General features: G+C 64.0%; 23 protein-coding genes and 5 tRNA genes. 17 read left to right on the plus strand and 11 right to left on the minus strand.

The window, feature by feature from the left end; genetic code table 11:
• Positions 1 to 11 precede the first annotated feature (11 nt).
• Together LOY51_RS07790 and LOY51_RS07795 are read left to right on the plus strand one after the other, a co-directional pair.
• Positions 12 to 230, plus strand: a complete 219-nt coding sequence (locus tag LOY51_RS07790) for a DUF1127 domain-containing protein (RefSeq protein WP_258645564.1) — start codon at positions 12 to 14, stop codon at positions 228 to 230.
• A gap of 534 nt (positions 231 to 764) precedes the next feature.
• The gene (locus tag LOY51_RS07795) at positions 765 to 1985 is read left to right on the plus strand and encodes a winged helix-turn-helix domain-containing protein (RefSeq protein WP_258645566.1); all 1221 of its coding nucleotides are present in this window, start codon (positions 765 to 767) and stop codon (positions 1983 to 1985) included.
• On the opposite strand, the gene LOY51_RS07800 is transcribed toward LOY51_RS07795, so the two are convergent.
• Entirely contained in the window at positions 1966 to 3312 is a 1347-nt protein-coding gene (locus tag LOY51_RS07800) for a class II 3-deoxy-7-phosphoheptulonate synthase (protein WP_110996494.1), read from the minus strand. The two genes, LOY51_RS07795 and LOY51_RS07800, sit on opposite strands and share 20 nt — an antisense overlap.
• Before the next feature lie 117 nt (positions 3313 to 3429).
• On the opposite strand from LOY51_RS07800, the gene LOY51_RS07805 reads away from it, so the two are divergent.
• Together LOY51_RS07805 and LOY51_RS07810 are read left to right on the plus strand one after the other, a co-directional pair.
• Complete coding sequence (locus LOY51_RS07805; protein ID WP_258645568.1) at positions 3430 to 4185, plus strand: spermidine synthase; 756 nt, start codon at positions 3430 to 3432, stop codon at positions 4183 to 4185.
• A 426-nt stretch (positions 4186 to 4611) separates the two neighbouring features.
• Positions 4612 to 6297, plus strand: a complete 1686-nt coding sequence (locus LOY51_RS07810; protein WP_508134341.1) for a DEAD/DEAH box helicase — start codon at positions 4612 to 4614, stop codon at positions 6295 to 6297.
• A gap of 155 nt (positions 6298 to 6452) precedes the next feature.
• Here LOY51_RS07810 and LOY51_RS07815 read toward each other — a convergent pair whose 3' ends face one another.
• Positions 6453 to 7205 (minus strand): DODA-type extradiol aromatic ring-opening family dioxygenase, encoded by a 753-nt coding sequence (locus LOY51_RS07815; protein WP_258645569.1) that lies wholly within the window; start codon positions 7203 to 7205, stop codon positions 6453 to 6455.
• A gap of 101 nt (positions 7206 to 7306) precedes the next feature.
• Here LOY51_RS07815 and LOY51_RS07820 point away from each other — a divergent pair, with 101 nt between their 5' ends.
• On the plus strand, positions 7307 to 7954 hold the full coding sequence (locus LOY51_RS07820) for a thiopurine S-methyltransferase (protein ID WP_258645571.1): 648 nt from the start codon (positions 7307 to 7309) through the stop codon (positions 7952 to 7954).
• A gap of 176 nt (positions 7955 to 8130) precedes the next feature.
• Here LOY51_RS07820 and htpX read toward each other — a convergent pair whose 3' ends face one another.
• Together htpX and LOY51_RS07830 are read right to left on the minus strand one after the other, a co-directional pair.
• On the minus strand, positions 8131 to 9018 hold the full coding sequence (gene htpX, locus LOY51_RS07825) for a protease HtpX (RefSeq protein WP_125463197.1): 888 nt from the start codon (positions 9016 to 9018) through the stop codon (positions 8131 to 8133).
• 515 nt (positions 9019 to 9533) lie between these two features.
• Positions 9534 to 10745, minus strand: a complete 1212-nt coding sequence (locus LOY51_RS07830; protein ID WP_125463198.1) for a pyridoxal phosphate-dependent aminotransferase — start codon at positions 10743 to 10745, stop codon at positions 9534 to 9536.
• A gap of 165 nt (positions 10746 to 10910) precedes the next feature.
• On the opposite strand from LOY51_RS07830, the gene msrB reads away from it, so the two are divergent.
• Positions 10911 to 11306 carry a peptide-methionine (R)-S-oxide reductase MsrB gene (gene msrB, locus LOY51_RS07835; RefSeq protein WP_258645574.1) on the plus strand — a complete coding sequence of 132 codons (396 nt, stop codon included), beginning with the start codon at positions 10911 to 10913 and terminating at the stop codon, positions 11304 to 11306.
• Between the two features lie 12 nt (positions 11307 to 11318).
• The gene (locus LOY51_RS07840; protein ID WP_258645577.1) at positions 11319 to 11807 is read left to right on the plus strand and encodes a glutathione peroxidase; all 489 of its coding nucleotides are present in this window, start codon (positions 11319 to 11321) and stop codon (positions 11805 to 11807) included.
• Here the strand turns inward: LOY51_RS07840 and LOY51_RS07845 are convergent.
• Positions 11797 to 14148 carry a hybrid sensor histidine kinase/response regulator gene (locus LOY51_RS07845; RefSeq protein ID WP_258645578.1) on the minus strand — a complete coding sequence of 784 codons (2352 nt, stop codon included), beginning with the start codon at positions 14146 to 14148 and terminating at the stop codon, positions 11797 to 11799. The two genes, LOY51_RS07840 and LOY51_RS07845, sit on opposite strands and share 11 nt — an antisense overlap.
• Positions 14149 to 14334: 186 nt before the next feature.
• On the opposite strand from LOY51_RS07845, the gene LOY51_RS07850 reads away from it, so the two are divergent.
• Together LOY51_RS07850 and msrC are read left to right on the plus strand one after the other, a co-directional pair.
• A complete protein-coding gene (locus tag LOY51_RS07850; RefSeq protein ID WP_258645580.1) occupies positions 14335 to 15222 on the plus strand; it encodes an ATP-binding protein in 888 nt (295 codons plus the stop codon).
• Positions 15223 to 15705, plus strand: a complete 483-nt coding sequence (msrC, locus tag LOY51_RS07855) for a free L-methionine (R)-S-oxide reductase MsrC (protein ID WP_258645582.1) — start codon at positions 15223 to 15225, stop codon at positions 15703 to 15705.
• A 157-nt stretch (positions 15706 to 15862) separates the two neighbouring features.
• Here the strand turns inward: msrC and LOY51_RS07860 are convergent, their stop codons facing one another.
• Positions 15863 to 16630: a hypothetical protein gene (locus LOY51_RS07860; RefSeq protein ID WP_125463203.1), complete on the minus strand. Its 768-nt coding sequence runs from the start codon at positions 16628 to 16630 to the stop codon at positions 15863 to 15865.
• A gap of 372 nt (positions 16631 to 17002) precedes the next feature.
• On the opposite strand from LOY51_RS07860, the gene LOY51_RS07865 reads away from it, so the two are divergent.
• From LOY51_RS07865 to LOY51_RS07885, 5 genes are all read left to right on the plus strand, one after another.
• A tRNA-Glu gene (locus LOY51_RS07865) sits at positions 17003 to 17078 on the plus strand.
• A 2-nt stretch (positions 17079 to 17080) separates the two neighbouring features.
• Positions 17081 to 17156: transfer RNA gene (locus LOY51_RS07870), tRNA-Gly, on the plus strand.
• Between the two features lie 92 nt (positions 17157 to 17248).
• A tRNA-Glu gene (locus LOY51_RS07875) sits at positions 17249 to 17324 on the plus strand.
• Between the two features lie 4 nt (positions 17325 to 17328).
• Positions 17329 to 17404: transfer RNA gene (locus tag LOY51_RS07880), tRNA-Gly, on the plus strand.
• 82 nt (positions 17405 to 17486) lie between these two features.
• Positions 17487 to 17562 (plus strand) — tRNA-Gly (locus LOY51_RS07885).
• Positions 17563 to 17836: 274 nt separating this feature from the next.
• On the opposite strand, the gene LOY51_RS07890 is transcribed toward LOY51_RS07885, so the two are convergent.
• The 4 genes from LOY51_RS07890 to LOY51_RS07905 all read right to left on the minus strand — a co-directional run bounded on the left by LOY51_RS07890 (position 17837) and on the right by LOY51_RS07905 (position 21486).
• Positions 17837 to 18247 (minus strand): PA2817 family protein, encoded by a 411-nt coding sequence (locus LOY51_RS07890; RefSeq protein ID WP_125857878.1) that lies wholly within the window; start codon positions 18245 to 18247, stop codon positions 17837 to 17839.
• 107 nt (positions 18248 to 18354) lie between these two features.
• Entirely contained in the window at positions 18355 to 20802 is a 2448-nt protein-coding gene (locus tag LOY51_RS07895; protein WP_258645586.1) for an acyl-CoA dehydrogenase, read from the minus strand.
• 196 nt (positions 20803 to 20998) lie between these two features.
• Entirely contained in the window at positions 20999 to 21250 is a 252-nt protein-coding gene (locus LOY51_RS07900) for a DUF3077 domain-containing protein (protein WP_258645589.1), read from the minus strand.
• Positions 21247 to 21486 (minus strand): hypothetical protein, encoded by a 240-nt coding sequence (locus LOY51_RS07905; protein ID WP_125857881.1) that lies wholly within the window; start codon positions 21484 to 21486, stop codon positions 21247 to 21249. Before LOY51_RS07905 ends, LOY51_RS07900 begins: the two co-directional genes overlap by 4 nt.
• 867 nt (positions 21487 to 22353) lie before the next feature.
• On the opposite strand from LOY51_RS07905, the gene LOY51_RS07910 reads away from it, so the two are divergent.
• The 3 genes from LOY51_RS07910 to LOY51_RS07920 all read left to right on the plus strand — a co-directional run bounded on the left by LOY51_RS07910 (position 22354) and on the right by LOY51_RS07920 (position 24821).
• A complete protein-coding gene (locus tag LOY51_RS07910) occupies positions 22354 to 22977 on the plus strand; it encodes a glutathione S-transferase (protein ID WP_258645592.1) in 624 nt (207 codons plus the stop codon).
• A 135-nt stretch (positions 22978 to 23112) separates the two neighbouring features.
• The gene (locus LOY51_RS07915; protein ID WP_125857883.1) at positions 23113 to 24045 is read left to right on the plus strand and encodes an ABC transporter ATP-binding protein; all 933 of its coding nucleotides are present in this window, start codon (positions 23113 to 23115) and stop codon (positions 24043 to 24045) included.
• Complete coding sequence (locus tag LOY51_RS07920) at positions 24042 to 24821, plus strand: ABC transporter permease (protein WP_125463214.1); 780 nt, start codon at positions 24042 to 24044, stop codon at positions 24819 to 24821. Before LOY51_RS07915 ends, LOY51_RS07920 begins: the two co-directional genes overlap by 4 nt.
• Here LOY51_RS07920 and LOY51_RS07925 read toward each other — a convergent pair.
• Positions 24705 to 25331 (minus strand): DUF2062 domain-containing protein, encoded by a 627-nt coding sequence (locus LOY51_RS07925; RefSeq protein WP_258645595.1) that lies wholly within the window; start codon positions 25329 to 25331, stop codon positions 24705 to 24707. The genes LOY51_RS07920 and LOY51_RS07925 overlap by 117 nt on opposite strands.
• Between the last annotated feature and the right edge of the window lie 10 nt (positions 25332 to 25341).

The raw sequence follows: 25341 nt of genomic DNA on the forward strand, positions 1-25341 counted from the left end.
AGGGCGTCAAGATGAAAGGTCATTTCAATGTTGCTCACCAGCCGGTATCGGCCCTGAACCATCTGCTGCACGGTGCCGGCGGGCTGTTCCTGCGCTGGTACGAGTTGCACCGCCAGCGCGATGAACTGGCGCGCCTGAGCGATGCGACGCTGCACGACCTGGGGCTGTCGCGGGCGGATATCCAGCAGGAGGCCGACCGGCACTTTTGGGAAGATCCGCTGCGCAAGTGAGGGGGTAAGGCCTCGCCGGCCTCTTCGCGGCTAAAGCCGCTCCCACAGGAGTACCGCTGCTTGCGGGCTAGCGGTGAACCTGTGGGGCCGACCGGCACTTTTGGGAAGAACCGCTGCGCAAGTGAGGGGGTAAGGCCTCGCCGGCCTCTTCGCGGCTAAAGCCGCTCCCACAGGAGTACCGCTGCTTGCGGGCTAGCGGTGAACCTGTGGGGGCCGACCGGCACTTTTTGGAAGATCCGCTGCGTAAGTCAGGGGGTGAAGGCTTCGCCGGCCTTTTCGCGGCTAAAGCCGCTCCCACAGAAACACCGCTGCTTGCGGGCTAGCGGTGAAACTGTGGGGGCCGACCGGCACTTTTTGGAAGATCCGCTGCGCAAGTCAGGGGGTGAAGGCTTCGCCGGCCTCTTCGCGGCTAAAGCCGCTCCAACAGGAAAACCGTTGCTTGCGGGCTATCGGTGAACCTGTGGGAGCGGCTTTAGCCGCGAATGCTATGGTGCAGACACAAGAAGGGTTGCAGATCAATCGGAGGTACAGGCTTTGCCCCTCGAACTGTCCATCCAGCAGGCCCGCCGCCTGGCGCTGTCCGCCCAAGGCTTCGGCAAGTCCCCCGATACCCCGACCACGCTCGCCAGCCTCAATCGCACATTCCAGCGCCTGGGTGTGGTGCAGATCGATTCGGTCAATGCCCTGGTCCGTTCCCACTACCTGCCGTTGTTCTCGCGCCTTGGCGATTACCCGCAGGCGGCGCTCGACCAGCTCGCCTGGGGCACGCGTCGCCAGCGCCGGCTGTTCGAATACTGGGGCCATGAAGCCTCGCTGCTGCCGCTTGCGCTGTACCCGCTGATGCGCTGGCGCATGGCCCAGGCCCGGGAAGGCCGGGGCATCTATCGGCAGCTCGCGGCCTTTGGCCGTGATCGTCCCGAGGTGATTGCACGCGTACTGGCGGCGGTGGCCGAGCGCGGCGCACTGGGCGCTGGCAGCCTGTCGACCCGCGAGGAACGCGCTGGCCCCTGGTGGGACTGGAGCGAAGAGAAACACGCATTGGAATGGCTGTTCGCCGCAGGCGAGGTGACGGTGGCCGGGCGCCGCGGTTTCGAGCGCCTGTATGACCTGCCCGAGCGGGTGCTGCCCGCCGCCATTCTCGACCAGTCGGTGCCCGGCGAGGCCGAAGCCCATCAGGGCCTGATGCTGCATGCCGCCAACGCGCTCGGCGTGGCCACCGAACAGGACCTGCGCGATTATTTTCGCCTGTCACCCCAGCACAGCAAGGCAGCCCTGGCCGAATTGCTGGCGGACGGGCGCTTGCAGGCCTGTTCGGTTCAGGGCTGCAAGCAACCCGCTTATCTGGCGGGCACGCCGCGCATCCCCCGGCGCATCCACACCAGCGCCTTGCTGTCGCCGTTCGATTCGCTGGTCTGGGAGCGCAGCCGCACCGAGCGGTTGTTCGACTTCCGCTACCGGCTGGAAATCTACACCCCGGCGCACAAGCGGGTGTACGGCTATTACGTGCTGCCTTTCCTGCACTGCGAGCGCATTGCCGCGCGCCTGGACCTGCGTGCCGAGCGCGCCCATGGGCGGCTGGCGGTGCACACGGTGCATGAAGAAGAACCAGGGCTGGACGAGGAGGGCTACCAGGCGCTGGCCATCGAGTTGCGGCGCCTGGCCGCTTGGTTGGGGCTTGAGCAGGTACAGCTCAACTGCCCTCGCGCCGAGGGCAGCCGGCTGCGTCAGGCATTGCTCAGCGGCGTACCTGCTTGAGGGTTTCGGCGATCAGGAAGGCCAGCTCAAGGGACTGGTCGGCGTTCATGCGCGGGTCGCAATGGGTGTGGTAGCGATCGGACAGGGCGTCTTCGGTGATCGGTCGGGCGCCGCCGATGCATTCGGTGACGTTCTGCCCGGTCATCTCGATATGGATGCCGCCGGCATGGCTGCCCTCGGCCTGGTGCACCTGGAAGAACTGCTTGACCTCGTCGAGGATCTGCGCGAAGTCGCGGGTCTTGTAGCCGCTGCTGGCCTTGATGGTATTGCCGTGCATCGGGTCTGAGCTCCACAGCACCTTGCGCCCTTCGCGCTCGACGGTACGGATCAGCCCCGGCAGGTGCGCGCCGACCTTGCCGGCGCCCATGCGCACGATCAGGTTGAGGCGGCCCGGGTCGTTGTCCGGGTTGAGCACGTCGATCAGGCGAATCAGCTCTTCGGGGTCCATGCTCGGCCCGACTTTCACCCCGATCGGGTTGTGCACGCCGCGCAGGAACTCGACATGGGCGCCGTCCAGCTGGCGGGTGCGGTCACCGATCCACAGCATGTGCGCCGAGCAGTCGTAGTAGTCGCCGGTCAGGCTGTCGCGGCGCACGAAGGCTTCTTCATAGTTGAGCAGCAGCGCTTCGTGGGCGGTGAAGAAGCTGGTTTCGCGCAGCTGTGGCGCGGTATCCAGGCCGCAGGCGCGCATGAACGCCAGGGTTTCGTCGATGCGGTTGGCCAGTTGGTGGTACTTGTCGGCCAGCGCCGAGTTGGCGATGAAGTCCAGGTTCCACTTGTGCACCTGGTGCAGGTCGGCGAAGCCACCCTGAGCGAAGGCGCGCAGCAGGTTGAGGCTGGCCGTGGCCTGGTGGTAGGCCTGCAGCAGGCGCTCGGGGTCGGGCACGCGGCTGGCGGCGTCGAAGCCGATGCCGTTGACGATATCGCCGCGGTAGGCGGGCAGGGTGACGTTGCCGATGGTTTCATCGTTGGCCGAGCGCGGCTTGGCGAACTGGCCGGCCATGCGCCCGACCTTGACCACCGGGCAGCCGGCGGCGAAGGTCATGACGATGGCCATCTGCAGCAGCACCTTGAAGGTGTCGCGGATCTTCGCCGCCGAGAACTCGGCGAAGCTTTCGGCACAGTCGCCGCCCTGGAGCAGGAACGCCCGGCCTTCGGTGACCTCGGCGAACTGCCGGCGCAGTTCACGGGCCTCGCCGGCGAACACCAGCGGCGGATAGCTGGCCAGCGTCTGCTCCACCTTCAGCAGGTGGGCGGCGTCCGGGTAGACGGGTTGCTGCTGGATCGGCAGGGCGCGCCAGCTGTCAGGGCTCCAGGGTTGGGTCATCACAGGCTCTATCTATAAGTGTCGGTTCAGGCGTAGCTGCCATGGTACAGCCGCCGACGTGCTTGTTGCACCACCGGCATTGGCGGACAATGCGCGTTTTGCGCAGGCGGTGGTGGGATGGCGACGGAGCGGGAAGAGCGGCTGCTGGCACGGGTGGAGGACGCCTTTGGCGTCATCAGCGTGTACGAGGTGGAGGACTACCGCTTCCTCGAGTTCGGCGACGCCATCGAGCAGAGCTGCACCTTTACCGCCGACCCCAGCTGGCTGGAGTACGACTACACCCGCGCCATGCTGGTCGGCGCGCTGTGCCATGAACAGCCCGAGAGTGCGCTGTTCCTCGGCCTCGGCGCCGGCACCCTGACGCAAGCGTGCCTCAAGTACCTGCCGCTGGACGATGTCGAGGCCATCGAGCTGCGCCCTGACGTGCCGCGCCTGGCCATGGAGTTCATGGGCCTGGACGATGACCCGCGGTTGTACGTGCGGGTGGGGGATGCCATGGAACTGCTGCCGACGGCGGAAAAGGCCGACCTGGTCTTTGTCGACCTCTATACCGACCATGGTCCCGGTGTTGGCCACCTGGCCTGGACGTTCCTGGAAAACTGCCAGAAGCAGCTCAACCCGGGTGGCTGGCTGGTGATCAACCAGTGGGCCAGCGATGACGGCAGGCCACTGGGTGCCGCCTTGCTGCGCGGGCTATACCACCGCCATTACTGGGAGTTGCCGGTGAAGGAGGGCAACGTGATCCTGCTGGTGCCAGCCGATCTGGATCAGCAGTTGGACATCGACAGCCTGCGCGCCCGGGCCGAGGCGCTGGCGCCTCGCTTGGGCTACTCGCTGGAATACCTGATCAAGGCGGTTCGGCCGGCTACCTGAAAACCGCGTCGTCTTCTTCGCGGGTAAACCCGCTCCCACAGGGGCTGTGGAGTCCCGAGCCAGTGCTGACCTGTGGGAGCGGGTTTACCCGCGAAGAGGCCGAGACGGATGTAAAAGGGAATCGATTCAGCCCACCCGGTTCGATGGCCCGATACTGGCCTTTCCTTCAGAAATATTTCTCACGGTTCTCACCGAATTCGTATATAGTACGCGCCGGTCTTTTAGCGGGCCGCAAATCAGGTGGTGCAAATCCTCCGAACCCAGCTTCGGCTGCGCGTCCGCTAGTCGGACTTTCCCAAGACGTTCCCATTTTCAATCGTTTTCGCAAATCCCCGCCGCCAAAGCTGCCTGGGTGACCTTTTGGTCTTTCAAGGCATGTGCAGCTTTGGAGCATGGGTCTTTGCGGATGCACCTAGAGGCAGACCCATGACCCAGGAAACCGGCGGATTCGCCGCTCTCGAACTCAATCCGAATATTGTTGCTGCCGTTGTGGCCACCGGCTACGAAGAGCCGTCGGCCATTCAGCAACAGTCGATCCCGATCATCCTCGCCGGTCACGACATGATCGGCCAGGCGCAGACTGGCACCGGCAAGACCGCTGCCTTCGCCCTGCCGATCCTCAACAAGATCGACGTGAGCAAGCGCGAACCGCAAGCCCTGATCCTGGCGCCAACCCGTGAGTTGGCGCTGCAAGTTGCTACCGCTTTCGAAACCTACGCCAAGCAGATGCCGGGCGTTAACGTGGTGGCTGTTTACGGTGGTGCCCCGATGGGCCCACAACTGCGTGCCATCCGTAACGGCGCGCAAATCGTCGTCGCTACCCCTGGCCGTCTGTGCGACCACCTGCGTCGCGACGAGAAAGTCCTGTCCACCGTGCAGTACCTGGTACTGGACGAAGCGGACGAGATGCTCAAGCTCGGCTTCATGGATGACCTCGAAGTGATCTTCGATGCCATCCCGGCCTCGCGCCAGACCGTGCTGTTCTCCGCCACCCTGCCGTCTTCGATCCGTTCGATCGCCGAGCGCCATCTGCGCGAGCCGAAGCACGTCAAGATCCAGAGCAAGACCCAGACCGTCACCGCGATCGACCAGGCCCACCTGATGGTCCATGCCGACCAGAAGATCCCGGCTGTTCTGCGCCTGCTGGAAGTGGAAGAGTTCGACGCGCTGATCGCCTTCGTGCGTACCAAGCAAGCCACCCTGGACCTGGCCGCCGCGCTGGATGCCAAGGGTTACAAGGCTGCCGCACTGAACGGTGACATCGCCCAGAACCAGCGTGAGCGCGTGATCGACTCGCTCAAGGATGGCCGCCTGGACATCGTCGTCGCCACCGACGTCGCTGCCCGTGGCCTGGACGTACCGCGCATCACTCACGTGTTCAACGTTGACATGCCGTACGACCCGGAGTCCTACGTGCACCGTATCGGCCGTACCGGCCGTGCCGGTCGCGAAGGCCGTGCGCTGCTGCTGGTCACCCCGCGTGAGCGCCGCATGCTGCAGGTTATCGAGCGTGTTACCGGCCAGAAGGTCGCCGAAGCCCGCCTGCCTAACCCGCAAGCCGTGCTCGATGCGCGCATCAAGAAACTGACCAAGAGCTTGGCGCCGCTGGTGGCCGAGTCCGAGGCCAGCCACGGCGAGTTGTTCGACCGCCTGACCGCCGACCTGGGTTGCAGCGCGCGTGCACTGGCTTCGGCCCTGCTGCGCAAGGCCACCAATGGCCAAGCCCTGGACCTGGCATCGGTGGAGCGCGAGCAGCCGCTGGTGCCGACCCACAGCCCGCGCGAGCGCAGCACCGGTGAGCGTGGCGAGCGTGGTGAGCGTAGCGAGCGCAGTGGTGACCGCGAGCGTCGTGCGCCGATGCCGCTGGCCGAAGGCCGCGTGCGTTGCCGTACTGCCCTGGGTGCCCGTGACGGTATCGCCGCCAAGAACCTGCTGGGCGCGATCCTCAACGAAGGTGGCCTGGCGCGTGACGCCATCGGCCGCATCCAGGTACGCGACAGCTTCAGCCTGGTCGAGCTGCCGGAAGATGGCCTGGAGCGTCTGCTGACCAAGCTCAAGGACACCCGCGTAGCCGGTAAGCAGCTGAAGCTGCGCCGCTACCGCGAGGATTGATCCTGGCGCTGCAATGAAAAAATCCCCGGCCTAGGTCGGGGATTTTTTTTGCCTGCACCGACCTCTTCGCGGGTAAACCCGCTCCCACAGGTACAGCGCCAAGTTGAAATCCGGCGCAATACCTGTGGGAGCGGGTTTACCCGCGAAGAGGCCCTTCAGTCGAACCGATAGATATCCATCCCCAGCGCCCCCAAGGTGAAGCCCTGGTGCACGATGCTGAACCGCTCACCCGAGCCCATGGCGAAGTACAGCGGCAACAGATGCTCGTCACTGGGATGGTTGCGCACTGCGTGAGGCGCCTGCCGACGATAGTCCACCAGTGCATCCTGGTCTCCTGCCTTCAGCCGCTCCACCACCCAGTCGCGAAACGCCAGTGCCCAAGGCTCGACCGCATCCGGCCCGGCATGCCAGTCGAGCTCGCCGAGGTTGTGGGTAATGCTGCCCGAGCCGACCAGCAGGATGCCTTCCTCGCGCAGTGCCGACAGTGCCTGGCCGACCTTCAGTTGCAGGGCTGGGCCAGCCTGGCTCGGCAGCGATACCTGGATCACCGGGATATCCGCCGCCGGGTACATCAACGACAGCGGCACCCAGGTGCCATGGTCGAAGGGGCGTTTGTCGTCCAGCTTAGCGCCCAGCAGATCGGCCACTCGGCGAGCCAGCGCAGGCTCGCCCGGTGCCGGATACTGCACGGCATACAGGGCCGGCGGGAAACCGTGAAAGTCATGCCAGGTCTGGGGCTGGGGGTTGCTCGTCACCAGCAGCTCGCGGCTTTCCCAGTGGGCCGACACCACCACGATCGCCTTCGGGCGGGGCAGGACGCGGGCCAGGGCGGCCAGGGCCGGGCCGCTGGCGCCAGGTTGCAGGGCGAGCATGGGCGATCCGTGGGAGATGAACAGGCTGGGCAGCATGGCGAGGTCCTGGCAGGTAAGATGCTGTCATCTTCGATCATGAAACGATCGAGATCCAATATAAGTTTTTACGGCTAAATATCGAAAAACCGGGAGGAATCATGGAGCCAGCGTTCTGGCACAAGCGGTGGGCGGACAACCAGATCGGCTTTCACCAGCTCCAGGTGAACCCGTACCTGCAGGCGCACTGGCCGGCGTTGGGGCTGGCCGTCGGGGCTCAGGTGCTGGTGCCCTTGTGTGGCAAGAGCCTGGACCTGCTGTGGCTGGCTGCGCAGGGCTATCGGGTGCTTGGCGTCGAGCTGTCGCGGCGGGCGGTGGAAGACTTCTTTGTCGAGCACGGGCTGGTGGCCGAGGTTTCCCAGCGGGGCGCTTTCGAGGTGTGGCGCTGTGGCGAGATCGAGCTGTGGTGCGGGGATATCTTTGCGTTGAGGGCCGAGGATGTGGCCGGCTGCACCGGGCTTTACGACCGGGCGGCGCTGATTGCCCTGCCGCCCCGGATGCGCGAGCGCTACATGGCGCTGCTGGATGAATTGCCAGCCATCGGCAAGGGCTTGCTGGTGACGCTGGACTACGACCAGTCGTTGATCGACGGGCCGCCGTTTTCGGTGGGGGATGGCGAAGTGCGTCAGGGGTTTGCGGGTTGGCAGGTGATGGAAACCGAGCAGGTGCAGATTCTCGCAGACAGCCCGAAGTTTCAGAACGCTGGTGTACCGAGCCTGGTGGAGCGGGTCTACCGGATAGCCCGTTGACTGCGACGGTGGCTTCTCCGGCCCCACCGCCGGCAAGCCGGCTCCCACAGGGTAAGCGCATGGCTTGGGCTGATGCGTTCGCAGTGGGAGCCGGCTTGCCGGCGATGAGGCCGGTACGGCCACCATGCAGGAATAAAAAAGGCGACCGAAGTCGCCCTTTTCGCCCAAGCCCTGGATCAGCCGCGGCGGCGCAGTGCGTCGATGCGGTCTTCCAGTGGCGGGTGGCTCATCAGCAGGCCGGCCAGGCCATGCTTGAGGCCACCGTTGATGCCGAAGGCCTTCATGGTATCGGGCATGTGCACCGGCAGGCCCTGTTCGCTGCGCAGGCGCTGCAGGGCACCGATCATCGCGCCGGTACCGGCCAGGTGGGCGCCGGCTTCGTCGGCGCGGAACTCGCGGCGGCGCGAGTACCACATGACGATGATGCTGGCGAGAATGCCCAGCACCAGCTCGGCGACGATGGTCGCCACGAAGTAGGCGATTCCGTGGCCTTCTTCGTTCTTGAAGATCACCCGGTCGACAAAGTTGCCGATGATGCGGGCGAAGAACATCACGAAGGTGTTCACCACGCCTTGCACCAGCGCCATGGTGACCATGTCGCCATTGGCCACGTGGCCGATTTCGTGGGCCAGTACCGCACGCACTTCATCGGGCGAGAAGCGCTCGAGCAGGCCTTGCGATACCGCGACCAGCGCGTCGTTGCGGTTCCAGCCGGTGGCGAAGGCGTTGGCCTCGTAGGCCGGGAAGATACCCACTTCGGGCATCTTGATGCCGGCTTCGCGGGACAGCTCCTCGACGGTCTGCAGCAGCCACTGTTCGTGGCGGGTGCGCGGCTGGCTGATGATCTGGGTGCCGGTGCTCATCTTCGCCATCCACTTGGAGATGAACAGCGAGACCAGTGAACCTGCGAAACCGAACACGGCGCAGAAGACCAGCAACTGGCCCAGGTTGAGGTCAACCCCGTTGGCGGCCATGAACCCGTTGAAGCCGAACAGGCTCAGGGTAATGCTTGCAACCAGCACCACCGCGAGGTTGGTGGCTACAAACAACAGAATGCGCATCATGGTTGTCACGTTCTCCTGACGGATAAGATTGTTGCGTACTGCGGGGGTATATAAGGGGGAGGCCTGGCGGTTTCAACCGGTCGACTATTTCAAACTGTGTACGCGGGGAGTATGGCAGAGGATGCTTGAGAGGCTGTGGGAGAGAGCGTTGCAGGATGTAAGGGGATTCTTTGGGGGATCGGCTTGGGAGTTGGGCTGGTTTTGAGATCGAGCGCCGCCCGCGCGGCGCATCGCTGGCAAGTCGCAGCGGCGAACCGCAGCTCCCACATTTGTTTCGGGCCAATTATGCCTGTAAGGGTACCGCTGCCCGCCTTGGTGCATGTCTTGAGTCATGTGGCGCGGCGGCAACGCCCACACTGAAACCGCGTCGTACCAACAAGGCGGACAGCGATGAAACAACAGGAGTAACTGGCCCGAAACAAATGTGGGAGCTGCGGTTCGCCGCTGCGACTTGCCAGCGATGCGCCGCGCGGGCGGCGCTCGATTTCAGCGCCAGCCCAAGAATCAAGCCGAACCTACTGCGAGTAAGTGCGCAGGAAGTTACCGATCCGGCCGATCGCCTGCTCCAGGTCATCGACCCGTGGCAGGGTGACGACGCGGAAGTGGTCCGGCCACGGCCAGTTGAACGCCGTACCCTGGACGATCAGCAGCTTCTCCGACAGCAGCAGGTCGAGGGCGAATTTCTCGTCGTTGAAGATCGGGCACACCTTGGGGTCGATACGCGGGAACGCATACAGCGCGCCCATCGGCTTGACGCAGCTGACGCCGGGGATGTCGTTGAGCAGTTCGTAGGTACGGTTGCGCTGCTCCAGCAGGCGGCCAGGCGGCAGTACCAGGTCATTGATGCTCTGGTAGCCGCCCAGGGCGGTCTGGATGGCGTGCTGGGCCGGCACGTTGGCGCACAGGCGCATGTTGGCCAGCATGTCGATGCCTTCGATGTAGCTCTGGGCATGTTGCTTGGGGCCCGAGATGATCAGCCAGCCGGAGCGGAAGCCTGCCACGCGGTACGACTTGGACAGGCCGTTGAAGGTCAGGCACAGCAGGTCCGGGGCCAGCGACGCAGTGCTGATGTGCACGGCTTCGTCGTAGAGGATCTTGTCGTAGATCTCGTCGGAGAACACCACCAGGTTGTGCTGGCGCGCCAGTTCCAGCATGCCCAGCAGCAGCTCCTTGGAGTACACCGCGCCGGTGGGGTTGTTCGGGTTGATGATCACCAGGGCCTTGGTGTTCGGGGTGATCTTGGCCTTGATGTCTTCGAGGTCGGGGAACCAGTCGGCCTGCTCGTCGCACAGGTAATGCACCGGCTTGCCGCCGGCCAGGCTCACCGCGGCGGTCCACAGCGGGTAGTCGGGGGCCGGGATCAGCACTTCGTCGCCGTTGTTGAGCAGCGCCTGCATCGACATCACGATCAGCTCGGACACGCCGTTGCCCAGGTAGATGTCCTCGATGGTGACGCCTTCGATTTCCTTCTGCTGGCAGTACTGCATCACCGCTTTACGCGCGCTGAACAGGCCTTTGGAATCGCTGTAGCCCTGGGCGGTGGGCAGATTGCGGATCACGTCCTGGAGGATTTCGTCCGGCGCCTCGAAGCCAAACGGCGCCGGGTTGCCGATGTTCAGCTTGAGGATGCGGTGGCCTTCCTCTTCCAGACGTTTGGCGTGCTTGAGCACCGGGCCGCGAATGTCGTAGCAGACATTGGCGAGCTTGTTCGATTTGCTGAACTGCATGATGGGATCCTGGTTGGACAAGGCGCGGCGCGCCGCCGGTGAAAGGTTTGAAAAGGGCGAGGCGCATGCCAGACTGGCTGGCTTGGAAAGCCAACTAATATACGTTCCACCCGCGCCATAAATAAAGACGGTGCGAGGTGAAATTCAGCCTGCCGAGGTCCCTTCATGCAAAAGATCGACAAGACACTGGACGAGTGGCGCGCCATGCTCGACCCCGACCAGTACCAGGTGTGCCGCCTCAAAGGCACCGAGCGGCCGTTCAGCGGCAAGTACAACAGCGAGCGGCGCGACGGTATCTACCACTGCATCTGCTGCGACCTGGCGCTGTTCGACGCCAAGGCCAAGTTCGACTCCGGTTGCGGCTGGCCGAGCTTCTACCAGCCAATCGAAGAGGCCGCGATGATCAAGATCCGCGACACCTCCCACGGCATGATCCGCACCGAAGTCACCTGTGCGCAATGCGACGCCCATCTGGGCCACGTGTTCCCCGATGGCCCGCCACCGACCGGCCTGCGTTACTGCATCAACTCGGTGTGCCTGGACCTCAAACCCCGCGATTGAAGGAGCAAACGCATGGCCGATGCACTGCTGGACATCCCCTGTGTCACCCTCGGTGGCGAGCAGAAAGTGCTGGGCGATTTCGCCGGCAAGGCGCTGCTGGTGGTCAACACCGCCAGCCAGTGCGGTTTCACCCCGCAGTACAAGGGCCTGGAGCGCCTGTGGCAGGACTACCGCGAGCAAGGGCTGGTGGTACTGGGCTTCCCCTGCAACCAGTTCGGCAAGCAGGAACCGGGTGATGCCCGCGAGATCGCGCAGTTCTGCGAGGTCAATTTCGGCGTGAGCTTCCCGCTGTTTCGCAAGGTCGAGGTCAACGGCCCCGGCGCCCACCCGCTGTTCGCCGCGCTCAAGCAGCGTGCCCCGGGCCTTTTGGGTTCGCAGAAGATCAAGTGGAACTTCACCAAGTTCTTGCTCGACCCGGCCACCGGCAAGGTCATCCGCTACGCGCCGACCACCAAGCCCCAGGCCCTGGAGGCCGACATCGAGCGTTTGCTCAAGAGCTGAGCGGCACCCAATGATCGATCAGCGCCAGTAACTCTTCGCGGCGGAACGGCTTGGCCAGGTAGTCGTTCATGCCGGCGGCGCGGCAGCGTTCGCGCTCCTCGGGCATGGCGTTGGCGGTCAGGGCGACGATGGGCAGTTCCGGCCAGCGTCCGCTCTGGCGGATGCGCCGACTGGCTTCGTAGCCGTCCATCACGGGCATGTTGCAGTCCATCAGCACTAGGTCGAAGGTTTCCTGCTCCAGAAACTCCAGGGCTTCGGCGCCCTGGGCGGCGACCTGCACCTGGCAGCCGAGCTTGCCCAACAAGCCTTTGGCCACCAGCTGGTTCACCGGGTTGTCCTCGACCAGCAGGATGCGCGCGCGACGTTCCTGTGCCAGCGACACCTCATGGGGCAGTGGGGCGTTGGCCTCGCCCTGCAGGGTGCGGCGCAGGGTGTGATAGAGGGCGTTGCGCGCCAGGGGGCGGGCGAGTTGCTGCAGGGGGGCCAGTTGCGTGGCCTGCTCGCTGGGCAGGAAGCTGCCGTAGGCGGTCACCAGCAGGATCGGCGCCTGGATGCTTGGGCGCAGCGCCAGTACCGGGTCCAGGTCATCGGTGATCAGCAGGTCGACGACCCCGTTGAGTTCGCTGGCCGCGTCGATCCGCACGTAGTCCAGCCCCCAACCCGGCAGCACCCCTTGCAGCAGCTCGGCCAGGCCGCTGCCGGCATTCGTCAGTGCCACCACGCGCCCGGCCAGCGGCGCCGGCGGGATCGCCTCGGTGTGGGCGGGCAGCGGCAGGTCGGCGCTGAAGCGGCTGCCAAAGCCGGTTTCGGACTGGATGTGCAGGCGGCCCTGCATGGCCTTGCACAGGTTGTGGGTCAGGGCCAGGCCCAGGCCGGTGCCGCCATACTGGCGGGTGATGCCCGCGCCAGCCTGAGTGAAGGGTTGGAAGATGCGCGCCTGGGCCTCCTCGGGGATGCCGATGCCGGTGTCGCTGACCTCCAGGCGTACGCCACCGACGATGCACGACAGGCGCAGGTCGACGCGCCCGAAGCGGGTGAACTTGAGCGCGTTGGACAGCAGGTTGCTGACGATCTGCCTGACCCGAGTGGGGTCGCCAAGCACGCTGCTGGGGAAGTTCGCGCTGATCAGGCAGGTCAGTTCGACGCTGGCCGCGGCGTTCTGCGACAGCAGGTTGGCGGTGTCTTCGAGCATTGCCCCCAGGTCGAAGGGGATGCGTTCGAGCTCCAGCTGGCCGGCGTCGAACTTGGACAGATCGAGAATGTCGTTGAGCAGTTCCACCAGCACCTTGCCCGAGTCGTGAGCGATTGACAGCTGCTGGCGTTGTTCGCCGGCCAGGGGGCTGTCCAGGGCCAGGGCGATCATGCCGAGCATGCCGTTGAGCGGTGTGCGGATTTCGTGGCTCATGTTGGCCAAAAAGGCAGCGCGCGCCTGGGCCATGCCCAGGGCACGCTGACGCGCCTCGTCGAGCTCCTGGTTGGACTGGCTCAGGCGGTTGTTGCTGGCCTTGAGCTCGTTGGTGCGGGCCGAGACGATGTCTTCCAGTTCGTTGAGGTATTGCGTCAGGCGGTTCTCGGCGTTGCGCCGTTGCTGGATCTCGGTGGCCATGCTGACGAACTGCTGGTTGGCGACCTTGACCAGCACGCCGATCTCGTCGTTTTCATGGCCCTTGGGGCAGTCCACCCGGGTTTGCCGCGGCGTGCGCGCATCGCCACCGCTCAAGGCGCTGATCACCGTGACCAGCGGTTTGGTCAGCATCAGGTAGAACAGCGCCAGGAGGATGCCGGTGAGCACCAGGCTGCGGGCGAAACCGTTGAGCAGGGTAACCCCGGCGCGGTCGAGAAAGCGCCCGCCGAAGGCAAAGGTGTCGACGTCCAGGTACAGGGTGCCCAGGTATTCGCCAGGCATGTGTGCCAAGTACAGGCGGTCCTGGAACTGGCGCTGCTCGCCGAACAGGAAGTCCGACAGCGGTCGGTAGCGGCTTTCCAGCCTGGGGCGCTCGGTGTCGGCCAGTACCGTGTCGTTGTTGTCGATCAGGCGGGCGCGCAGCAGCGCCGGAGATTTGAGCAGGCCACCGGTGAGTTCCTGGGCCAGCTCGGTGTCGATGTTGTAGGCAATCCGTGAGGCGGTGTCGTGGCTGATCTTCAGCAGCGCCTGAATTTCACGGTTGATGGACGCGTCTTCGCTGGCATAATCGATGCCGATCTGGATGAGACTGAGCAATGTTCCCAGGATGAAGCCGACCAGGACTGTCAACCGGGCTTGCTTGTATGACAGGCGATTGGTGAACTTGATATCCATGGGTCCCAAGCCGGTGATGTGCTCCGTGCGCTGCGCAAGCATAGCCGATCAGCCCTGGCTGCTGGCGGGTCTGTCTGTTCATTTCAGTTGATCGTCGATTGAGGGCCGCTGCGCGCCCCATCGCCGGCAAGCCGGCTCCCACAGGTAATCACCTTTCACTGTGGGAGCCGGCTTGCCGGCGATGGAGCGCGCAGCGGCCCGAAAAAACTGAAATCAATAGGAGTCGCCATGGACGCCCGCCTTACCGCTTTTCTCGACCGCGCCGAATCCGTCCTGGCGCGCCTCGAACCCTTGCTGCCCGCCCCGCGCCCGCACATCGACTGGTCGCAAACCCTCGCCGCCCGCTGGCAGCGCGATGGCCGCAGCGGCTACCTGATGCCGCTTGAGGTCAGCCTCGACATCCGCCTGTCCGACCTGATCGGCGTCGACCAGCAGCGTGACCAGCTGGGGCGCAACACCCACCAGTTCATCAACGGCATGCCGGCCAACCACGCCTTGCTGTGGGGTTCGCGCGGCACCGGCAAGTCGTCGCTGGTGCGTGCGCTGCTGGCCGAACACGCCGGCAATGGCCTGCGCCTGATCGAAATCGAGCGCGACCATCTGGCCGACCTGCCGCGTGTGGTGGAGCAACTGCAAAAGCTCGAACAGCGCTTCATCCTGTTCTGCGACGACCTCTCGTTCGAAGCCGGGGAGGGCGACTACCGGGTGCTCAAGAGCGTGCTCGATGGCTCGCTGGAGCAGGCCCCGGACAACGTGCTGCTGTACGCCACCTCCAACCGCCGCCATCTGGTGCCGGAAAAACAGAGCGACAACGAAAACTGGAAGATGGTCGACGGCGAGCTGCACCCCAACGAAGCGGTGGAAGACAAGATCGCCTTGTCCGACCGTTTCGGCCTGTGGCTGTCGTTCTACCCCTTCAGCCAGGAACACTTCCTAAATGTGGTCGAGCACTGGATCGGCCAGTTGGCGCGCCAGGCAGGGCTTGCCTGGCAGCGTAGCGAAGCACTCGATATTCTCGCCGTGCGCTGGGCCACCGGCCGCGGCAACCGTAATGGCCGTTGTGCCTATCAGTTCGCCCGCTACTGGGTCGGGCTGCAATTGCTGGAGCAGAAATAAATGATCGACCTCAACGCCAGTGGCCAAGGCCTCGACGGCTACGCCCTGCTGGCCGCGCAAGTGCAGGCGCTGTTCGCCGACGAGCGTGACTTCATCGCCAATGCCGCGCAGTTTTCGGCCTTCCTGTACAACCAGGTGGACGACCTGAACTGGGCGGGGTTCTACCTCAACCGCAACGAGCAGTTGTTGCTCGGGCCGTTCCAGGGCCAGGTGGCGTGCGTGCGCATTCCGTTCGGCAAGGGCGTGTGCGGCGCGGCGGCGGCCACCCGGCAGACCCAGCGGGTGGAAGACGTGCACGCGTTTCCAGGGCATATCGCCTGTGACAGTGCGTCGAACAGCGAGCTGGTGATCCCGTTGCTCAAGGATGGGCGGCTGATTGGGGTGCTTGATCTGGACAGCCCGAAGGTCGGGCGTTTCACTGAGGCCGATCAGGCTGGGCTGGAGCACCTGGCGGCGATCTTTCTGGAATTGACGGATTGCTGAAATGAACAAAGGGGCCTGCGAAGGCCCCTTTCTTGTGTCACCTGTGTTGGCCTCATCGCCGGCAAGCCGGTTCCCACATGGGTCGTGCCGTTTTCAAGGCAAGCGCTGTACCTGTGGGAGCCGGCTTGCCGGCGATGAGGCTTTCACATGAATCCGATCAGTCGTAGATGACCCGCTTTTTCCAGGTTTCGTCTTCGTCGGTCTTGAGGCCTTCGGTCAGTGCGTTCTGGTCGTCCGCTGCCGGCTCCATCTGGTCCAGTACCTGGGCGTTGGCCCGGTTCAGCAGCTTCTCCATATAGGTAAGCTGCTCTTCATACTGTTTAGGTTCTGGCTGCTTGCGCAGGTACTGCACGCCACGCTCGAAGGCCAACCGCGCCTGGCCCGGCTGGTTCTGCTGCAGCGCCTGCTGGCCCAGGTTGTTGAAGAACTCGATGTGCAGCAGCACCAGGATGTGGCGGATCTCCTTGACCCAGTACTTGCCCTCGTTGGTGGCCAGGAAGCCTTCCTGGGTAGCGCGCACGATCTGATTGTGCAGCAGCTCCAGCAAGAAGCGCACGTCCTTGGCCTTGACCTCGGTGTGGATAGGCGAGGGCGGGTTGCTCACCGGGATCTTGTCGCCCTGAGCGATCAGGCCTTCAAGTTCGGCGATGCGCGCCTTGAGCTCGGCGCTGTGCTTGTCCAGGGCCAGCTGGCGCTGGTTGAGGTTGAGTTCCAGGCGGGTCAGAAGCAGCTTGAGCGCCGGAGTCATGAACTGGCCGGGGAAGGTTTCGGTGATTTCACCGCAGCGGCGCAGACGATCGGCCAGTTCTACCTTGAGCCGGACGCGTTCGAGCTTGTTGTTCTCGACCACGTTGTTGAGGTAGCCGATCACGATCAGCAATGCGATACCCGCAACGATAAGCAGGGTGATCAGAAGTGGTGTCACCGTAAACGCCTCATGAAGAAGTTTTGCATCTGTACGAGAGTGTAGTGAGTTCGCCGAAAAGCGAACAGTGCAGCCTGGCGGACAGCGTTGGGGCGTGCCGTTCGCCGTTGGCCTCATGTACTGGTATATGTCGGCCGCAGTCTGGATTTCTCCAGATGCTGGCGCATTGCCATGAGCTTGCCGGGCTACCGTCAGAAAATCAACGCCAATCCCTGGGCGCGCCTGTCAGCACCTTATAGGAAAGCGGGAAGTCATTGATTTAAATAAATTTCTACAAAGGGGTTGACGGCTTTCCATGGCATCCATAGAATGCGCGCCACTTGCAGCGTAAAGCACACAGCGAAACGCGGCAGGGAGTGAAGATGTAGCTGTGTCCCCTTCGTCTAGTGGCCTAGGACACCGCCCTTTCACGGCGGTAACAGGGGTTCGAGTCCCCTAGGGGACGCCAATGCGGGAATAGCTCAGTTGGTAGAGCACGACCTTGCCAAGGTCGGGGTCGCGAGTTCGAGTCTCGTTTCCCGCTCCAGTTTCTCCGGCACTGCTGCGGCAGGGCAGGAAAAGAAAATCCAGGCTGAATCGTGAGGTTCATGTTCTGGTGCGCTGCAAAGCGTCGGCTTAGTCCCCTTCGTCTAGTGGCCTAGGACACCGCCCTTTCACGGCGGTAACAGGGGTTCGAGTCCCCTAGGGGACGCCATATTGCGGGAATAGCTCAGTTGGTAGAGCACGACCTTGCCAAGGTCGGGGTCGCGAGTTCGAGTCTCGTTTCCCGCTCCAGTTTCAATGGCGTCGTCTTGTACGGTGCAGGTGGTGAAGGTCTTCATGGCGCTTCACGCCAAATGCGGTAAAGCTTCACTTTGCGGGAATAGCTCAGTTGGTAGAGCACGACCTTGCCAAGGTCGGGGTCGCGAGTTCGAGTCTCGTTTCCCGCTCCAAACATGAAAAACGCCACTCTTCGGAGTGGCGTTTTTTTTTGGCCTTTATCAGGCCGCGCGATCCACCGGGACGGCCTCGATGCTCGGGAACATCAGCCAACAGGCCTTGTTGTCGAACGAGACTTCCATCGACTCGATGCGCGAGCCTGGCAAGTCATTGTTGAAGCGGTTCGATCTGATGGCTTTGCAAGGACGGGCGTTCGAGGTTTCGACAGAAAAATGCAGCCGTTTCAGGAAAGCACGCCCCACGCGGTAGGGTGGGGCGTTTTGCGAATCAGTGCGTGTTGCCCTGGCCGCTGTGGGTCAGCAGCTGTTTCTCCTGGTGCCAGTCGAACGGTTCGTCGTTCTGTTCGGCTTCGTAGCGGCGCTCCTCCAGTTGCTGGTACAGCGCCAGCTCGTCGTCCGGCATGAAGTGCAGGCAGTCACCGCCGAAGAACCACAGCAGGTCGCGGGGCACCAGGTGGGCGATCTGCGGGTAGCGCTGGATCACCTGGCACAGCAGGTCCTGGCCCAGGTACTGGCTTTCGAGCGGGTCTTGCGGGAGCAGGGTCAGCAGTTCGTCGTAGCGTTCGAGGAACAGGGCGTGGCTCTCCTCGGGCACCTGCTCGGCCTCGCCCAGCGCGGCCAGGATGGTGCGCAGGTGATGCAGCAGTTGCAGGTGATAGTCCAGCTGGGGGTTGGCCATGGGGTGGTCCTCGGTGGTTCTAAACAGGGGCGCAGTATACGCCAATCGCGGGGCAAGCCCGCTCCCACGCTACACACCGTGGGAGCGGCTGTGCGCCGCGATGATCCTCAGCGCACCTTGCCGGGTACCGGCAACAGTTGCTCCTTGTCGAACGCATCCACATCGATCACCGCCCGCCTGGCCTGCTCGGCGGCCTGCAGGCGTTGCCCGTCGGCCGCCTGCAGTACTCCGGCCTGCACCGCCGCATCGATCGCCGACTGGCCCGGTTGCAGTTGCACCGCGCCCGCTTTGAGTGCTTTGTGCAGGACCGCCTGCAAGGGTGCCACCTCATCCAGCAGATCGCAGGCCCGTTGCAGTGCCGCCACCGGATCACCCTCGGCCTGTGGCCGGAAGCAGCCGGCCAGCACTTGTTCCAGTGCTTCATCGCCTTTGCTGCGGCCGATCAGTGCGGCCACTTCGGCATCCAGTTCGTCACTGGGCCCGGTGTGGCGGCGGCCGAACGGGAACACCAGCAGGCGCAGGGCGCAGCCGATGAAAGCGTTGGGGAAGTTGTCCAGTAACGCATCGAGGGCCTGCTCGGCCTTGCCCAGGCTTTCCTCCAGCGCCCAGCGCAGCAGAGGGCGCAGGTGCTCGGGCGAGCCCAGGTCGTGGTAGCGCTTGAGCGCGGCGCTGGCCAGGTACAGGTAGCTGAGCACGTCGCCCAGCCGGGCGCTGAGCCGTTCGCGGCGTTTGAGCGCGCCGCCGAGCAGCATCATCGACAGGTCGGCCAGCAGGGCGAAGGCCGCGGCCTGGCGGTTGAGGGCGCGGAAGTAGCCCTGGCTCAGGGCGTCGCCCGGCACCTTCTCGAAATGCCCCAGGCCAAGGCCCAGTACCAGGGTGCTGGCGGCGTTACCAGCGGCGAACAGGATGTGTTGCATCAGCAGGTCGTCGAATTCCTTCAGTGCGTGGTCGTGGTCTTCGCGCCCGACCAGGGCCATTTCCCTGAGCACGAACGGGTGGCAGCGGATGGCGCCCTGGCCGAAGATCATCAGGTTGCGCGAGAGGATATTGGCCCCCTCGACGGTGATGAAGATCGGCGCGCCCTGCCAGTTGCGCCCCAGGTAGTTGTTCGGGCCCATGATGATGCCCTTGCCGCCGTGCACGTCCATGGCGTGCTGGATACATTCGCGGCCGCGTTCGGTGAGGTGGTACTTGAGGATCGCCGACAGCACCGAGGGTTTTTCGCCCAGGTCCACGGCCTTGGCGGTGAGCAGGCGGGCGCTGTCCATCAGCCAGGCATTGCCGCCGATGCGTGCCAGGGATTCCTGGATGCCCTCGAAGGCGTTCAGCGGCACGTTGAACTGCTCGCGAACACGTGCGTACTGGCCGGTGACCAGGCTGGTGTACTTGGCCGCGCCGGTGCCGACTGCGGGCAGCGAGATGGAGCGGCCCACCGACAGGCAGTTCATCAGCATCATCCAACCCTTGCCGAGCATCTGCTGCCCGCCGATGAGCTGCTCCAGCGGCACGAACACATCCTTGCCACTGTTGGGGCCGTTCATGAAGGCGGCGCCCATCGGCAGGTGGCGCTTGCCGATTTCCACCCCTGGGGTGTCGGTGGGGATCAGGGCCAGGCTGATGCCCAGTTCTTCCTGATCACCGAGCAGGTGGTCCGGGTCGTAGGCCTTGAACGCCAGGCCCAGCAAGGTGGCGACCGGGCCCAGGGTGATGTAGCGCTTCTCCCAGTTCAGGCGCAGGCCGATGACTTCCTCGCCATGCCATTGGCCTTTGCAGATGATGCCGGTGTCGGGCATGGCGCCGGCGTCGGAGCCGGCCAGCGGGCCGGTGAGGGCGAAGCAGGGGATCTCGTCGCCACGGGCCAGGCGCGGCAGGTAGTGGTTGCGTTGTTCATCGGTGCCGTAGTGCAGCAGCAGTTCGGCCGGGCCCAGGGAGTTGGGCACCATCACCGTGGAGGCCAGGTCGCCGCTGCGAGTGGCCAGTTTCATCGCCACCTGCGAGTGGGCATAGGCCGAGAAACCTTTGCCGCCGTACTCTTTCGGGATGATCAGTGCGAAGAAGCCATGCTGCTTGATATGCGCCCAGGCTTCGGGCGGCAGGTCGAGGTCCTGGCCGATTTGCCAGTCACTGACCATGGCGCATAGTTCTTCGGTGGGGCCGTCGATGAAGGCTTGTTCTTCATCGCTGAGTTTCGGGGCCGGGTAGGCGAGCAGGGTGTTCCAGTCCGGGCGCCCGCTGAACAGGTGGCCGTCCCACCACACGGTGCCGGCGTCGATGGCTTCGCGTTCGGTTTGCGACATGGGCGGCAGGGTGCGCTGGAACCACTTGAATACGGGCTCGGTGAACAGCTTGCGGCGTATTTCGGGCAGGGCGATGAAGGCGACCTTTATGGCGATCACTGCCCAGATCAGCGTCAGCAGCCAGCCGGGGGCATGGCTGAACAGGCCCATCAGCAAGGTGTAGGCGGCCATCGCCGCGAGGATCTGCAAAGGGGGCAAGCGACGGTGCGTGAGGTACGCAGCGCCCAATACCAATACCAGCAACCACAACAGCAACATGATCCTTCCTCCTTGAAACCAGGGGGCATTCAGCCGACCCACAGAGCTTAGACGGGCTAGGAGGACTGACACGGCGGGGCGCCAAGAGTTCGTTTGGCCATCGCGGGGCAAGTCGCAGCGGCGAACCGCCGCTCCCACGCATGTGAACTGCATTCCAATCGTGGGAGCGGGCTTGCCCCGCGATGAGGCCATTGGATCAATCGGAGCGATTCATTCCCAGCTCCATGTCATCGATCAGCGCCTTGGCCATGGCGCTGAGGATGCGCGCCGAACTGCCGGCGAGCATGTCGTTCTCCATTTCGGCTTCGCAGGTGAGGTGGCGGATGCAGCCGAGCAGTACCGACAACTCGTCGAAGGCGTGCTGGAAGGGGATGCCGGGCTGGATGCGGAACAGCTCCAGGCAGGGGGTGGTGCCTGAGGTGCTGCCATGGTCGGTCGGAGCGGTCATGGCCGTGCTCCCGTTTCGTGGCGGATCAGGGGGTAGAGCAGCTGGTTCAGGTAGACGCAGGTGTTCAGCAGGGTCTGGCGTTGTTCTTCGCAGTTGGTGTCGAAGTACAGGTCGAGGACTTCGCGCAGGCAGGCCATCAGCGAGGTGGCTTCGGCGCGGGCGGCTTCGGGGGTGAGGTCGGGGGAGACGGTTAGGTAGGGGAAGAAGCGGGGTGGATCGGGGACGATTTTTTTCATGATAAAGAGTCCTATGCGGTCATTGAAAACCACCATCCAGATCCTTTCTCACGAGGTGAGGGTGGCGGCCGTGTACGAGGTGAGAAACCGGGACATAGGACAAACCCGGCCAGACCAAAGTCTGCCCGCACACGGCCACCATTAGGGAACCGCTGGTTGTCATATGTGGTCGGGTTCTCACACCCGGTCACCAAATGTGGCGACCGGGTGAAGTTATCCCTGTGGTGTTTCCCCGACAACGCAGCAGCTTCCGGCAGGCGCGTAGGATAGTTCCCAAGCGCTGCAGGCTGAAGCATTTGGTTTCAGGTTCGGAAATGTCTTACGGGTTGAGTGGTAGGCCTTTGGCGGTCCTGGCTGGTTACCGCGTGAGGGCGATCAGGTGCCAGGCGAGAGCCTTGCAGCGTTCTTGAGATCGAGCGCCGCCCGCGCGGCGCTTCGCGGGTAAACCCGCTCCCACCGTTTGTTTCGGGCCAGTCTTTCCTGTGCCATCACCTGGTCCGCCTTGTTGGTATGACGCGGTTTCAGTGTGGGCGTTGCCGCCGCCCCACATGACTCAAGGCATGCACCAAGGCAGGCGCCGGTACTTTCACAGGACTCATTGGCCCGAAACAAACTGTGGGAGCGGGTTTACCCGCGAAGCGCCGCGCGGGCGGCGCTCGATCTCATAGGCGCCAGAAACCTTGCGACGAACACCTGTCAGCCCCCACGCGATCTCTATTGGCAGACGGCCCTATCGCGGGGCAAGCCCGCTCCCACGGTGGGTGCTGCGTGGGAGCGGGCTTGCCCCACGATAGGGCCCTCACACCCCCACACAACGCCCAAGCCTGGAGTAGACTGTCCCCCTCCCGCATTCATAAGGACATCGCCATGCTGAAGATCTGGGGCCGCAAGAACTCAAGCAATGTGCGCAAGGCGCTGTGGATCGCCCACGAACTGGGCCTGGACTTTGAATCCATCGACGCCGGCGGCGCCTTCGGCGTGGTCAACGAACCGCACTACCGAGCCCTCAACCCCAACGGCCTGGTGCCGATGCTCGAAGACGGCGACCTGGTGCTGTGGGAGTCCAACGCCATCGTCCGCTACTTGTGTGCCGAGTACGGCGAAGAGCAGGGCTGGTACCTCGACGACCCACGCCAACGTGCCCTGGCGGACAAGTGGATGGACTGGACCACCTCGTCCTTCGCCACCCCGTTCCGCCCATTGTTCTGGGGCCTGCTGCGCACCCCTGAAGACCAGCGCGACTGGGTGGCGATCAACGCCGCGCACAAGCAGTGCGCCCAGTTGCTGGCCATCGCCGACGAAACCCTGAGCAAGCAGCCATACCTGTCCGGTGAGCAGATCGGCATGGGCGACATCCCCCTGGGCAGCTTCATCTACGCCTGGTTCGAAATGCCCATCGAGCGCCCGTCCATGTACCACCTGGAGGCCTGGTACGAGCGCCTCAAGCAACGCCCGGCCTACCAGGCGGCGGTGATGACTGCCCTGACGTGACGCCACTTCGATAGTCATTATCAATAGATGTGACTGTACTTGTGCGGCCGGCCCTTGCACCATGGCCGCACTCACTGCGCCAGTGACTTTGCCTGGCGTGTCCTGAACCATTCTTTATCCGGTACGTGACCCGCTATGAGTTCCGCCCTGTCCATCCGACAGCTGACCAAGACCTACGGCAACGGCTTCCAGGCCCTCAAGGGCATCGACCTGGACGTCGCCGAAGGCGACTTCTTCGCCTTGCTGGGCCCCAACGGCGCCGGCAAGTCCACCACCATCGGCATCCTCTCGACCCTGGTTAACAAGACCAGCGGCACGGTCAACGTGTTCGGCCACGACCTGGACCGCGAGCCGGCTGCGCTCAAGCGCTGCCTGGGCGTTGTACCCCAGGAGTTCAACTTCAACCAGTTCGAGAAGACCTTCGACATCGTCGTCACGCAGGCGGGCTACTACGGCATCCCGCCGAAGCTGGCCAAGGAGCGTGCCGAGCAGTATCTGACCCAACTGGGGCTGTGGGACAAGCGTGACGTGCAGTCGCGCTCGCTGTCCGGGGGCATGAAGCGCCGCCTGATGATCGCCCGGGCGCTGATCCACGAACCGCGCCTGCTGATCCTCGACGAGCCGACCGCGGGGGTGGACATCGAGCTGCGCCGTTCGATGTGGAGCTTCCTCACCGAGCTCAACCAGAAGGGCATCACCATCATCCTCACCACTCACTACCTCGAAGAGGCCGAGCAGCTGTGCCGCAATATCGGCATCATCGACCACGGCACCATCGTCGAGAACACCAGCATGCGCCAGCTGCTGGGCAAGCTGCATGTCGAGACCTTCGTGCTCGACCTCAAGCACGACCTGCCCGCTGCGCCTGAGCTGCATGGCTACCCGTGCCGGCTGATCACCCCGCACACCCTGGAAGTGCAGGTGGAGAAGGAAATCGGTATCACCGCGCTGTTCGGCCAGCTGGCGCTGAAGAACATCGAGGTGCAGAGCCTGCGCAACAAGACCAACCGACTCGAGGAGCTGTTCGTGTCCCTGGTGGAAAAAAACCTGTCGAAGGTGGCCGTATGAGTGTGGAGCTGCGCACCAACTGGGTGGCCCTGAACACCATCGTCTACCGCGAAGTGCGGCGCTTCCTGCGTATCTGGCCGCAGACCCTGCTGCCGCCGGCGATCACCATGGTTCTGTACTTCGTGATCTTCGGCAACCTGATCGGCCGGCAGATCGGCGACATGGGCGGTTTCACCTACATGGAGTACATCGTGCCAGGGTTGATCATGATGTCGGTGATCACCAACTCCTACGGCAACGTGGTGTCGAGCTTCTTCGGCAGCAAGTTCCAGCGCTCCATCGAGGAGCTGATGGTGTCGCCGGTGTCGCCGCACATCATCCTGGTCGGCTACGTATTGGGTGGTGTGCTGCGTGGTTTGGCGGTGGGGGTGATCGTCACGATCCTGTCGCTGTTCTTCACCCACTTGCAGGTGCATCACCTGGGCGTGACCGTGGTGGTGGTGTTGCTTACCGCGACCATCTTCTCGCTGCTGGGCTTCGTCAACGCGGTGTTCGCGCGCAATTTCGACGATATCTCGATCATCCCGACCTTCGTGTTGACGCCGCTGACCTACCTGGGTGGGGTGTTCTACTCGATTACCCTGTTGCCGCCGTTCTGGCAGACCGTGTCGTTGGCCAACCCGGTGCTGCACATGGTCAACTCGTTCCGCTACGGCATCCTAGGGGTGTCGGACATCAGCATTGGCACCGCGATCACCTTCATGCTGGTGGCCACCGCGCTGCTCTACCTGCTGTGCATCCGCCTGCTGGTCAGTGGCCGCGGCATGCGGGCGTAGGCAGCGGCACTGGCGCCGGCGCCACTGCCGGCCCACCCACCAGCGCCAGTAGAACTGGGTGGTGAAGTAGGCGAGTACGCCAAGCACCACCCCGCACACCACCGAGCCCAGCAGGAAGGGTTGCCACAGCGTTGCCAGCTGGTCGGTGACCCAGTCGACGGTGATCTCTTCGGGCAGCGTGCGCGGCGGTACCTGCATCAGCCAGGCGCCGGTCATGTAGGTGACGAAGAACACCGGCGGCATGGTCAGCGGGTTGGTCAGCCACACCAGGCTCACCGCGATGGGCAGGTTGCCGCGCACCGGGATCGCCAGGGCGGCGGCCAGCAGCATCTGCATGGGGATGGGGATCAACGCCGCGAACAGCCCGACGCCCATGGCCCGCGCCACCGAGTGACGGTTGAGGTGCCAGAGGTTGGGGTCGTGGAGCAGCTTGCCGAAAAAGCGTAACGACTTGTGTTCCCGGATGCTGGTCGGGTCCGGCATGTAGCGTTTGAACAGACGGCGCGGCATGTGGGCTCCC

The sequence above is a fragment of the Pseudomonas sichuanensis genome (genome assembly GCF_024749065.1).
Lineage (GTDB): Bacteria > Pseudomonadota > Gammaproteobacteria > Pseudomonadales > Pseudomonadaceae > Aquipseudomonas > Aquipseudomonas sichuanensis.

Coding starts and splice junctions, on each gene's coding strand:
- LOY51_RS07790 (WP_258645564.1), top strand. CDS start 12: ATGAAAGGTCATTTCAATGTTGCTCACCAGCCGGTATCGGCCCTGAAC.
- LOY51_RS07800 (WP_110996494.1), bottom strand. CDS start 3,312: ATGACCCAACCCTGGAGCCCTGACAGCTGGCGCGCCCTGCCGATCCAG.
- LOY51_RS07805 (WP_258645568.1), top strand. CDS start 3,430: ATGGCGACGGAGCGGGAAGAGCGGCTGCTGGCACGGGTGGAGGACGCC.
- LOY51_RS07810 (WP_508134341.1), top strand. CDS start 4,612: ATGACCCAGGAAACCGGCGGATTCGCCGCTCTCGAACTCAATCCGAAT.
- LOY51_RS07815 (WP_258645569.1), bottom strand. CDS start 7,205: ATGCTGCCCAGCCTGTTCATCTCCCACGGATCGCCCATGCTCGCCCTG.
- LOY51_RS07820 (WP_258645571.1), top strand. CDS start 7,307: ATGGAGCCAGCGTTCTGGCACAAGCGGTGGGCGGACAACCAGATCGGC.
- htpX (WP_125463197.1), bottom strand. CDS start 9,018: ATGATGCGCATTCTGTTGTTTGTAGCCACCAACCTCGCGGTGGTGCTG.
- LOY51_RS07830 (WP_125463198.1), bottom strand. CDS start 10,745: ATGCAGTTCAGCAAATCGAACAAGCTCGCCAATGTCTGCTACGACATT.
- msrB (WP_258645574.1), top strand. CDS start 10,911: ATGCAAAAGATCGACAAGACACTGGACGAGTGGCGCGCCATGCTCGAC.
- LOY51_RS07840 (WP_258645577.1), top strand. CDS start 11,319: ATGGCCGATGCACTGCTGGACATCCCCTGTGTCACCCTCGGTGGCGAG.
- LOY51_RS07845 (WP_258645578.1), bottom strand. CDS start 14,148: ATGCTTGCGCAGCGCACGGAGCACATCACCGGCTTGGGACCCATGGAT.
- LOY51_RS07850 (WP_258645580.1), top strand. CDS start 14,335: ATGGACGCCCGCCTTACCGCTTTTCTCGACCGCGCCGAATCCGTCCTG.
- msrC (WP_258645582.1), top strand. CDS start 15,223: ATGATCGACCTCAACGCCAGTGGCCAAGGCCTCGACGGCTACGCCCTG.
- LOY51_RS07890 (WP_125857878.1), bottom strand. CDS start 18,247: ATGGCCAACCCCCAGCTGGACTATCACCTGCAACTGCTGCATCACCTG.
- LOY51_RS07895 (WP_258645586.1), bottom strand. CDS start 20,802: ATGTTGCTGTTGTGGTTGCTGGTATTGGTATTGGGCGCTGCGTACCTC.
- LOY51_RS07900 (WP_258645589.1), bottom strand. CDS start 21,250: ATGACCGCTCCGACCGACCATGGCAGCACCTCAGGCACCACCCCCTGC.
- LOY51_RS07905 (WP_125857881.1), bottom strand. CDS start 21,486: ATGAAAAAAATCGTCCCCGATCCACCCCGCTTCTTCCCCTACCTAACC.
- LOY51_RS07910 (WP_258645592.1), top strand. CDS start 22,354: ATGCTGAAGATCTGGGGCCGCAAGAACTCAAGCAATGTGCGCAAGGCG.
- LOY51_RS07915 (WP_125857883.1), top strand. CDS start 23,113: ATGAGTTCCGCCCTGTCCATCCGACAGCTGACCAAGACCTACGGCAAC.
- LOY51_RS07920 (WP_125463214.1), top strand. CDS start 24,042: ATGAGTGTGGAGCTGCGCACCAACTGGGTGGCCCTGAACACCATCGTC.
- LOY51_RS07925 (WP_258645595.1), bottom strand. CDS start 25,331: ATGCCGCGCCGTCTGTTCAAACGCTACATGCCGGACCCGACCAGCATC.